The organism is uncultured Veillonella sp. (assembly GCF_938010505.1).
GTDB lineage: Bacteria > Bacillota > Negativicutes > Veillonellales > Veillonellaceae > Veillonella.
The window spans coordinates 33,099-40,517 of record NZ_CALLVP010000153.1 but is presented as its reverse complement, the minus strand read 5'-3'; the positions used below and the strand labels follow the sequence as shown (position 1 = coordinate 40,517).

Below are 7,419 nucleotides of genomic sequence, written 5' to 3'. Positions count from 1 at the left end.
ACCGTCCACAATTCTACTTCCGTACAACAGACGTAACAGGTGTTGTAAACCTTCCAGAAGGTGTAGAAATGTGTATGCCTGGCGATAACGTAACAATGAACATTGAATTGATTACACCAATCGCTATTGAAGAAGGTCTTCGTTTCGCGATCCGCGAAGGTGGCCACACAGTAGGCGCTGGCGTAGTAACAGCAATCGAAGCTTAATATAAGCTTTTATGCTCATCGTAGTGATGCGTTGAGCACAATACATGCAGCACTCAGAGCGGCAGATCCTGCCGCTCTCGTGTTGTGTTTTTAAACTATGAAGTAGAAGGTTGCCTCTGCGGAGGAGAATTTCTATGGAGCAGCCCATTCACGAAATGGACGACAGGAGGAATTATTAATAATGGCTAAACAGCAAAAAATCCGTATTCGCCTTAAGGCATACGACCACAAAGCTCTCGATCAAAGCGCTGCTAAGATCGTAGACACTGCAAAAAGAAATGGCGCTATGGTTTCTGGTCCGATTCCATTGCCAACAGAAAAGAATATCTTCACAATTCTTCGTTCTGTACACGTAAATAAAGATTCTCGTGAACAATTCGAAATGCGTACACATAAACGCTTAATCGATATTCTTGAACCAAATTCGAAAACAGTAGATGCTATCACTCGTTTAGATTTACCAGCTGGTGTATCTATTGAAATAAAACTATAAGGAGGTGCGATAATGTCTAAAGCTATTTTGGGTAAAAAATTAGGAATGACACAAGTCTTCACAGCTGAAGGCCAATTAGTTCCTGTAACAGTAGTGGAAACTACCCCAAGCGTTGTAGTGCGCGTTAAGACTGTTGAAACAGACGGCTACGAAGCAGTACAAATTGGTTACGGTTCCATTAAAGAAAAACATTTAACAAAACCTGTAAAAGGTCAGTTCGACAAAGCTGGCGTAGCTCCAGTGAAATATCTTCGCGAAGTTCGCGTTGCAAATGCAGCTGACTACACAGTAGGCCAAACTCTGGCAGCTGATATCTTCGCAGAAGGTGAATTAGTGGACGTAGTGGGTACAGGTAAAGGTAAGGGTTTTGCTGGCACAATTAAACGCCATAACTTCTCCCGTGGTCCTGAAACTCATGGTTCTAAATCTCACCGTGAACCTGGTTCCATCGGTCCTATGATCTCCGGTGGCGGCGGTAAGGTATACAAAGGTAAAAAACTCCCTGGACAAATGGGTGGTTACAGAGTTACCGTACAACGCTTATCCGTTGTGAAAGTTGATGCTGAACGTAACCTTTTATTGGTTAAAGGCGGTATCCCAGGCGCTAAAGGTAGCTTGGTTATGGTTCGCAACACGGTTAAACCTGTTAAATAATCATTTGTCGAAAGGAGGATTATGTAATGCCTACAGTAGCAACATATAATCAATCCGGCGTTAAAGTCGGTGAAATACAGTTAAACGATGCAGTATTCGGCGTTGAAGTTAACGAAGCCGTAATGCATCAAGCCGTAGTTCGTCAATTGTCTAACGAACGTCTCGGCACACATGCAACAAAAACTAGAGGTATGGTTCGTGGCGGTGGCCGCAAACCTTGGAAACAAAAAGGTACTGGCCGTGCTCGTGCAGGCTCCAGCCGTTCCCCAATCTGGATCGGTGGCGGTACTACATTTGGTCCACAACCTCGCAGCTATTACAAAGCTATGCCTCGTAAGGCTAGACGTTTAGCAGTTAAATCTGCTCTTAGCGATAAAGTGAATAATAGCGAATTATACGTTTTGGAAGAAATCACATTAGCAGCTCCTAAAACTAAAGAAGTGTTGAACATTATTAACAGCTTCAACGTTGGTGATGCAAAAGTATTGTTCATCACTGAAGGTGATGTAAATGTTGAACGTTCCGCTCGTAACATCCAAGGTGTTAAAGCTTTGGCTTGCGAAGGTATGAACATTTTCGATCTTCTTCATTACGATAAGCTCTTCATTACTAAAGGCGCTGTCGCAAAAATCGAGGAGGTGTTCGGATAATGCAATTACATGATGTACTAATCCGCCCGGTTATTACCGAAAAATCCACTATGCTTATGGAAGAAGGCAAATACACTTTCCGTGTGCCTTTAACTGCAAATAAAGTGCAAATCCGTCAAGCAGTTGAAAAAATCTTCAATGTAAAAGTAGAAAAAGTAGCTACTATTCGCGTTTTAGGCAAAACTAAACGCATGGGTCGTACACAAGGTAAACGTAGCGATTACAAAAAAGCTATCGTTACTTTAAAAGCTGGCGAATCCATTGAATTCTTTGAAGGTGTCTAAGAGTCTAGTTGTAAGGAGGCCCACTAATGGCAATTAAATCATTTAAACCGTACTCCGCTGGTCGCCGGTTTATGACAGTATCCGCCTTCGACGAAATCACAGCAAGCAAACCAGAAAAATCCTTGCTCGCTAAGGTTTCTCAAAAAGGTGGTCGTAACAATACTGGTAAAATGACAGTTCGTCACCAAGGTGGCGGTCACAAACGTCAATACCGTATTATTGACTTCAAACGTACTAAAGATAATATTCCAGCTAAAGTAGCAACAATCGAGTACGATCCTAACCGTTCTTCTCGTATCGCTTTGCTTAACTATGCTGATGGTGAAAAACGCTACATTTTAGCTCCTAACGGCTTAAAAGTTGGTGACGTTGTTTTCTCCGGTCCTGAATCCGATATTAAACCTGGTAACTGCTTACCATTGATTAATATCCCAGACGGTACACAAATCCACAATATCGAATTGAAAATCGGTAAAGGTGGCCAAATCGTTCGTTCCGCTGGTACATCCGCTCAATTGATGGGTAAAGATAATGGCTATGCTATTCTTCGTTTACCATCTGGCGAAATGCGCCGCGTACGTCAAGAATGCCGTGCAACAGTTGGTGTTGTTGGTAATACTGACCACAGCAACCAAGTAATCGGTAAAGCTGGTCGTCATCGTTGGATGGGCGTTCGTCCTGGCACTCGTGGTGTTGTAATGAACCCTTGTGACCATCCACATGGTGGTGGTGAAGGTAAATCTCCTGTTGGTCGTAAACATCCTGTTACACCTTGGGGCAAACCAGCACATGGTGTTAAAACTCGCGACAAGAAAAAAGCTTCTAATAGCTTAATCATTAAACGTCGTACAAAATAGGATAAAGGAAAGGAGATAAAATAGTGTCCAGATCTATTAAAAAAGGCCCTTTCGTAGCAGATCATTTGCTTAAGAAAGTTGATGCTTTAAACGAAACTAACGAAAAGAAAGTTGTAAAAACCTGGTCCCGTGCCTCTACTATTATCCCTAGTTTTGTAGGCCACACAATTGCTGTGCATGATGGTCGCAAACACGTACCTGTATTTATTACAGAAGATATGGTAGGTCATAAATTAGGTGAGTTCGCTCCTACACGTACTTATAAAGGTCATGGTAAGGACGAAAAATCTACAGGCAGAAAATAGGAGGAATTAATACATGGAAGCAAAAGCAATCGCTAGACATATCCGAATCGCGCCTCGTAAAATCCGTATCGTAGCTGATTTAGTGCGCGGTAAAAACATCGGCGAAGCATTTGCCATCTTGAAGTTCACTCCGAAAGTTGGCGCTGATGTAGTAGAAAAAGTTATGCGTTCTGCAATCGCAAACGCTGAACATAATTTCGATATGAATGTTGACAATCTTTACGTATCCGAGATCTTCGTTGATCAAGGCCCTACATTAAAACGCATTCATCCTCGTTCCCGTGGTCAAGCTTTCAAAATTTTGAAACGCACTAGCCACGTAACAGTAGTAGTTAAAGAAAGAGCTTAAGAAGGAGGGAAACAGAGTGGGTCAAAAAGTTAATCCACACGGTTTGCGTGTCGGTATCGTAAAAGATTGGGACGCAAAATGGTATGCAGATAAAGATTTCGCTGCTAATCTTCATGAAGATGTAAAAATTCGTAACTTCTTGAAAGAAACCCTTTTCATTGCTGGTATTTCCCGCATTGAAATCGAGCGTACAAATAAACGTATTAAATTGACTATCCACACTGCAAAACCAGGTATGGTTATCGGTCGTGGTGGTGCTGGTATCGAAGATATCAAAAAAGCAATGACTCGTTTCACTGACAAACAAGTGGACGTTAACATCGCAGAAATTAAACAAGCAGACATGGATGCAACTTTAGTTGCTGAAAACATTGCTGGCCAATTGGAACGCCGTATCGGCTTCCGTCGTGCAATGAAACAAGCTGTAGGTCGTACAATGCGCTTAGGTGCAAAAGGTATTAAAATCATGGTAAGTGGTCGTCTTGGCGGCGCTGAAATCGCTCGTAGCGAATCCTACCGTGAAGGTTCTATTCCTTTGCATACACTTCGTGCAGACATCGACTACGGTACTGCTGAAGCTCATACAACATATGGTTGTATCGGCATTAAAGTATGGATTTACAAAGGTGAAGTTTTGCCAGAAGCTAAACAAGCACCTGCTAAGAAGGAAGAAGGTGGCAAGTAATGCTTATTCCAAAGCGCGTAAAACATCGTAAGCAATTCCGCGGCCGTATGAAAGGTCGTGCTATGCGCGGTAATACAGTGTCTCATGGTGAGTTCGGCTTGGTAGCATGCGAACCATCTTGGATCACTAACCGTCAAATCGAAGCTGCCCGTATTGCTATGACTCGTTATATTAAACGTGGTGGTAAAGTATGGATTAAAATTTTCCCTGACAAACCAATCACAGCTAAACCAGCTGGTACTCGTATGGGTTCCGGTAAAGGTTCTCCTGAATACTGGGTAGCAGTGGTTAAACCAGGTCGTGTAATGTTTGAAATGGACGGTGTGCCAGAAGCTACAGCTCGTGAAGCTATGCGTCTTGCAAGCCATAAACTTCCAATCAAATGCAAATTTGTTGTTAAGGGTAAAGAATTGGGTGGTGACGTAAATGAAGGTTAATGACATTCGCAATATGAGCGCTGCCGAAATGGAACAAAAAGTTTCCGGTCTTAAGGAAGAGTTATTTAACCTCCGTTTTCAGCTTGCAACAGGTCAATTAGAAAATCCTATGCGCATTCGTGAAGTTAAGAAGACAATCGCTCGTATTAAAACTGTACAACGTGAAGTTGAACTTAAATCTGAAAACGCATAATAACAGATTTGTTAATGGTTGAAAAGGAGGCTTAAAATCGTGGCAGAAGAAAGAAACGTACGTAAAGTCCGCGTAGGTAAAGTTGTAAGCGACAAAATGAATAAAACTGTTGTTGTTGCTGTAGAACGTAAAGTACCTCACGCATTATATAACAAGCCAATGGTTAGCACAAAACGCTTCAAAGCTCATGATGAAAACAATGAGTGCCAAGTTGGCGATACAGTTAAAATTGTAGAAACTCGTCCACTTTCTAAAGATAAATGTTGGAGAGTTGTTGAAATTCTTGAAAGACAAAAATAAGAGTGATGTAAGGAGGAATAGACGATGATCCAGCAACAAACAATTTTGAATGTTGCCGACAACACTGGTGCAAAACGTATTATGTGCATCCAAGTCATGGGCGGTTCTTATCGCAAATTCGGCAATATCGGTGACGTAATCGTTGCTTCTGTAAAAGATGCATCACCCGGTGGCGTTGTCAAGAAAGGCGACGTAGTTAAAGCTGTTATTGTTCGTTCTAAAAAAGGTATCCGCCGTCAAGACGGTTCCTATATTCGTTTCGATGAAAACGCAGCAGTAGTTATTAAAGAAGATAAAACCCCTCGTGGTACTCGTATCTTCGGACCTGTAGCTAGAGAACTTCGTGAAAAAGACTTCATGAAAATCGTTTCTTTGGCTCCAGAAGTATTATAAAGAAGGAGGAACGCAGCATATGGCTAAGCTACAAATCAAAAAAGGCGATACAGTTGTTGTTATCTCCGGTAAAGATAAAGGTAAGCAAGGTACAGTTATCGCAACTGAACCTAAAAAAGAACGCGTATTTGTTGAAGGCGTTAACACTGTAAAACGTCACACAAAACCTTCTCAAGCTAACCCACAAGGCGGCATCGTTACTAAAGAAGCTGGTATCCATGTTTCTAACGTAATGGTTGTTGACCCAGAAACTAAAACAGCTACTCGTATCAAAAAGGTAGAAGGCAAAGACGGTAAATTCGTTCGCGCTACTGTTAAATCCGGTACAGTACTTAAATAATCAGGAAAGGAGGAGCTACATAAATGTCTCGTTTGTTTGAACAATACAACTCTGAAATCAAAAAGAGTATGCAAGAAAAATTCCAATACGGCAACGTAATGGAAATTCCTAAATTGGAAAAAATCGTTATCAACATCGGCGTAGGTGATGCAGTAGGCAATGCAAAAGCATTGGAAGCAGCAGTTAATGACTTGACTATCATCGCTGGTCAAAAACCTGTAATCACAAAAGCTAAAAAATCCATTGCGAACTTCAAAGTTCGTGAAGGCATGGCGTTGGGTACAAAAGTTACTCTTCGTGGCGAACGCATGTATGAATTCCTTGATAGATTGATCAATGCGGCATTACCTCGTGTACGTGACTTCCGCGGTATCAGCGCTACTGCATTCGATGGCCGTGGTAACTACGCTTTGGGTCTTAAAGAACAGCTCATCTTCCCTGAAATCGAATATGATCAGGTAGAACGTGTTACAGGTATGGATATCATTATCGTAACAAGTGCTAATACAGATGAAGAAGCTCGTGAATTGTTGACTCAATTCGGTATGCCTTTTGAAAAATAATAGGAGGAACATATAGATGGCTAAAAAATCTATGATTGAACGCGAAAAGAAACGCGCTAAAATCGTTGAAAAATATGCAGCTAAACGTGAAGCGTTAAAAGCAGCAGGTGATTATGAAGGCTTATCCAAATTACCAGCAAATGCATCCCCAACACGCTTGCACAATCGTTGCAACTTAACTGGTCGTCCTCACGGCTATATGCGTAAATTCGGTATCAGCCGTATTGCGTTCCGTGAATTGGCGTACAAAGGACAAATTCCTGGTGTTAAAAAAGCCAGCTGGTAATATTAGACGAGAGGAGGTTTTTAGATTATGGTAATGACCGATCCTATCGCGGATATGCTTACGCGCATCCGTAATGCAAATGCTGCACTTCATGAAACGGTAAACATTCCTGCATCTAGAATGAAAGCAGCAGTTCTTGACATCCTTTTACAAGAAGGTTTTGTAAAGAACGTAGAAAAAGAAGAAAACACTTTAAAAGTAACTTTAAAATATGGTTCCAATAACGAGAAAGTTATTACAGGAATTAAACGTATTTCCAAACCAGGCTTACGCGTTTACGCGAAAAAGGAAGAACTTCCTCGTGTACTTGGTGGTTTGGGTATCGCAGTTATTTCTACATCCAAAGGCGTTATGAGCGACAAACAAGCTCGTAAAGAAGGTCTTGGTGGCGAAGTAATCGCATACGTTTGGTAATAGTAGCAAT

The 7,419-nt window shown here is 41.6% G+C and carries 16 protein-coding genes and 1 pseudogene; all 17 read left to right on the top strand.

The window, feature by feature from the left end; all coding sequences use genetic code 11:
* Window positions 1-206 (top strand): annotated as a pseudogene (gene tuf, locus Q0507_RS09705) (elongation factor Tu); the annotation flags it as partial.
* Between the two features lie 181 nt (window positions 207-387).
* Window positions 388-699, top strand: a complete 312-nt coding sequence (rpsJ, locus tag Q0507_RS09700) for a 30S ribosomal protein S10 (RefSeq protein WP_004695100.1) — start codon at window positions 388-390, stop codon at window positions 697-699.
* Window positions 700-711: 12 nt separating this feature from the next.
* Window positions 712-1,353, top strand: coding sequence for a 50S ribosomal protein L3 (gene rplC / locus Q0507_RS09695; protein ID WP_004695102.1), 642 nt, complete (start codon window positions 712-714; stop codon window positions 1,351-1,353).
* 26 nt (window positions 1,354-1,379) lie between these two features.
* The gene (gene rplD, locus Q0507_RS09690) at window positions 1,380-2,003 is read left to right on the top strand and encodes a 50S ribosomal protein L4 (RefSeq protein WP_298715460.1); all 624 of its coding nucleotides are present in this window, start codon (window positions 1,380-1,382) and stop codon (window positions 2,001-2,003) included.
* The gene (gene rplW / locus Q0507_RS09685; protein ID WP_004695108.1) at window positions 2,003-2,287 is read left to right on the top strand and encodes a 50S ribosomal protein L23; all 285 of its coding nucleotides are present in this window, start codon (window positions 2,003-2,005) and stop codon (window positions 2,285-2,287) included. The genes rplD and rplW overlap by 1 nt, the downstream gene beginning before the upstream one ends.
* Window positions 2,288-2,313: 26 nt before the next feature.
* Window positions 2,314-3,144: a 50S ribosomal protein L2 gene (rplB, locus tag Q0507_RS09680; protein ID WP_009351255.1), complete on the top strand. Its 831-nt coding sequence runs from the start codon at window positions 2,314-2,316 to the stop codon at window positions 3,142-3,144.
* Window positions 3,145-3,167: 23 nt separating this feature from the next.
* Window positions 3,168-3,449, top strand: coding sequence for a 30S ribosomal protein S19 (gene rpsS, locus Q0507_RS09675; RefSeq protein ID WP_105092676.1), 282 nt, complete (start codon window positions 3,168-3,170; stop codon window positions 3,447-3,449).
* 13 nt (window positions 3,450-3,462) lie between these two features.
* Window positions 3,463-3,798, top strand: coding sequence for a 50S ribosomal protein L22 (gene rplV / locus Q0507_RS09670; protein ID WP_004695112.1), 336 nt, complete (start codon window positions 3,463-3,465; stop codon window positions 3,796-3,798).
* 16 nt (window positions 3,799-3,814) lie between these two features.
* Window positions 3,815-4,483 carry a 30S ribosomal protein S3 gene (gene rpsC, locus Q0507_RS09665; protein ID WP_004695113.1) on the top strand — a complete coding sequence of 223 codons (669 nt, stop codon included), beginning with the start codon at window positions 3,815-3,817 and terminating at the stop codon, window positions 4,481-4,483.
* Window positions 4,483-4,920, top strand: coding sequence for a 50S ribosomal protein L16 (gene rplP / locus Q0507_RS09660; protein WP_004695114.1), 438 nt, complete (start codon window positions 4,483-4,485; stop codon window positions 4,918-4,920). Before rpsC ends, rplP begins: the two co-directional genes overlap by 1 nt.
* Window positions 4,910-5,113, top strand: coding sequence for a 50S ribosomal protein L29 (gene rpmC, locus Q0507_RS09655; RefSeq protein WP_004695115.1), 204 nt, complete (start codon window positions 4,910-4,912; stop codon window positions 5,111-5,113). The genes rplP and rpmC overlap by 11 nt, the downstream gene beginning before the upstream one ends.
* Window positions 5,114-5,152: 39 nt before the next feature.
* Window positions 5,153-5,413 carry a 30S ribosomal protein S17 gene (gene rpsQ / locus Q0507_RS09650; RefSeq protein WP_295206356.1) on the top strand — a complete coding sequence of 87 codons (261 nt, stop codon included), beginning with the start codon at window positions 5,153-5,155 and terminating at the stop codon, window positions 5,411-5,413.
* 24 nt (window positions 5,414-5,437) lie between these two features.
* Window positions 5,438-5,806 (top strand): 50S ribosomal protein L14, encoded by a 369-nt coding sequence (rplN, locus tag Q0507_RS09645; RefSeq protein ID WP_005376994.1) that lies wholly within the window; start codon window positions 5,438-5,440, stop codon window positions 5,804-5,806.
* A gap of 19 nt (window positions 5,807-5,825) precedes the next feature.
* Window positions 5,826-6,146 carry a 50S ribosomal protein L24 gene (rplX, locus tag Q0507_RS09640; RefSeq protein WP_004695118.1) on the top strand — a complete coding sequence of 107 codons (321 nt, stop codon included), beginning with the start codon at window positions 5,826-5,828 and terminating at the stop codon, window positions 6,144-6,146.
* A 23-nt stretch (window positions 6,147-6,169) separates the two neighbouring features.
* Window positions 6,170-6,709, top strand: a complete 540-nt coding sequence (gene rplE, locus Q0507_RS09635; protein WP_298715456.1) for a 50S ribosomal protein L5 — start codon at window positions 6,170-6,172, stop codon at window positions 6,707-6,709.
* A 16-nt stretch (window positions 6,710-6,725) separates the two neighbouring features.
* The gene (gene rpsN / locus Q0507_RS09630; protein ID WP_004695122.1) at window positions 6,726-6,995 is read left to right on the top strand and encodes a 30S ribosomal protein S14; all 270 of its coding nucleotides are present in this window, start codon (window positions 6,726-6,728) and stop codon (window positions 6,993-6,995) included.
* Between the two features lie 27 nt (window positions 6,996-7,022).
* Window positions 7,023-7,409: a 30S ribosomal protein S8 gene (rpsH, locus tag Q0507_RS09625; RefSeq protein ID WP_004695128.1), complete on the top strand. Its 387-nt coding sequence runs from the start codon at window positions 7,023-7,025 to the stop codon at window positions 7,407-7,409.
* The last annotated feature ends 10 nt before the right edge of the window (window positions 7,410-7,419 follow it).

What these genes read in the sequence shown, in the direction of transcription:
- rpsJ (WP_004695100.1), top strand. Translation starts at nt 388, where the DNA reads ATGGCTAAACAGCAAAAAATCCGTATTCGCCTTAAGGCATACGACCAC.
- rplC (WP_004695102.1), top strand. Translation starts at nt 712, where the DNA reads ATGTCTAAAGCTATTTTGGGTAAAAAATTAGGAATGACACAAGTCTTC.
- rplD (WP_298715460.1), top strand. Translation starts at nt 1,380, where the DNA reads ATGCCTACAGTAGCAACATATAATCAATCCGGCGTTAAAGTCGGTGAA.
- rplW (WP_004695108.1), top strand. Translation starts at nt 2,003, where the DNA reads ATGCAATTACATGATGTACTAATCCGCCCGGTTATTACCGAAAAATCC.
- rplB (WP_009351255.1), top strand. Translation starts at nt 2,314, where the DNA reads ATGGCAATTAAATCATTTAAACCGTACTCCGCTGGTCGCCGGTTTATG.
- rplV (WP_004695112.1), top strand. Translation starts at nt 3,463, where the DNA reads ATGGAAGCAAAAGCAATCGCTAGACATATCCGAATCGCGCCTCGTAAA.
- rplP (WP_004695114.1), top strand. Translation starts at nt 4,483, where the DNA reads ATGCTTATTCCAAAGCGCGTAAAACATCGTAAGCAATTCCGCGGCCGT.
- rpmC (WP_004695115.1), top strand. Translation starts at nt 4,910, where the DNA reads ATGAAGGTTAATGACATTCGCAATATGAGCGCTGCCGAAATGGAACAA.
- rplN (WP_005376994.1), top strand. Translation starts at nt 5,438, where the DNA reads ATGATCCAGCAACAAACAATTTTGAATGTTGCCGACAACACTGGTGCA.
- rplX (WP_004695118.1), top strand. Translation starts at nt 5,826, where the DNA reads ATGGCTAAGCTACAAATCAAAAAAGGCGATACAGTTGTTGTTATCTCC.
- rplE (WP_298715456.1), top strand. Translation starts at nt 6,170, where the DNA reads ATGTCTCGTTTGTTTGAACAATACAACTCTGAAATCAAAAAGAGTATG.
- rpsN (WP_004695122.1), top strand. Translation starts at nt 6,726, where the DNA reads ATGGCTAAAAAATCTATGATTGAACGCGAAAAGAAACGCGCTAAAATC.
- rpsH (WP_004695128.1), top strand. Translation starts at nt 7,023, where the DNA reads ATGGTAATGACCGATCCTATCGCGGATATGCTTACGCGCATCCGTAAT.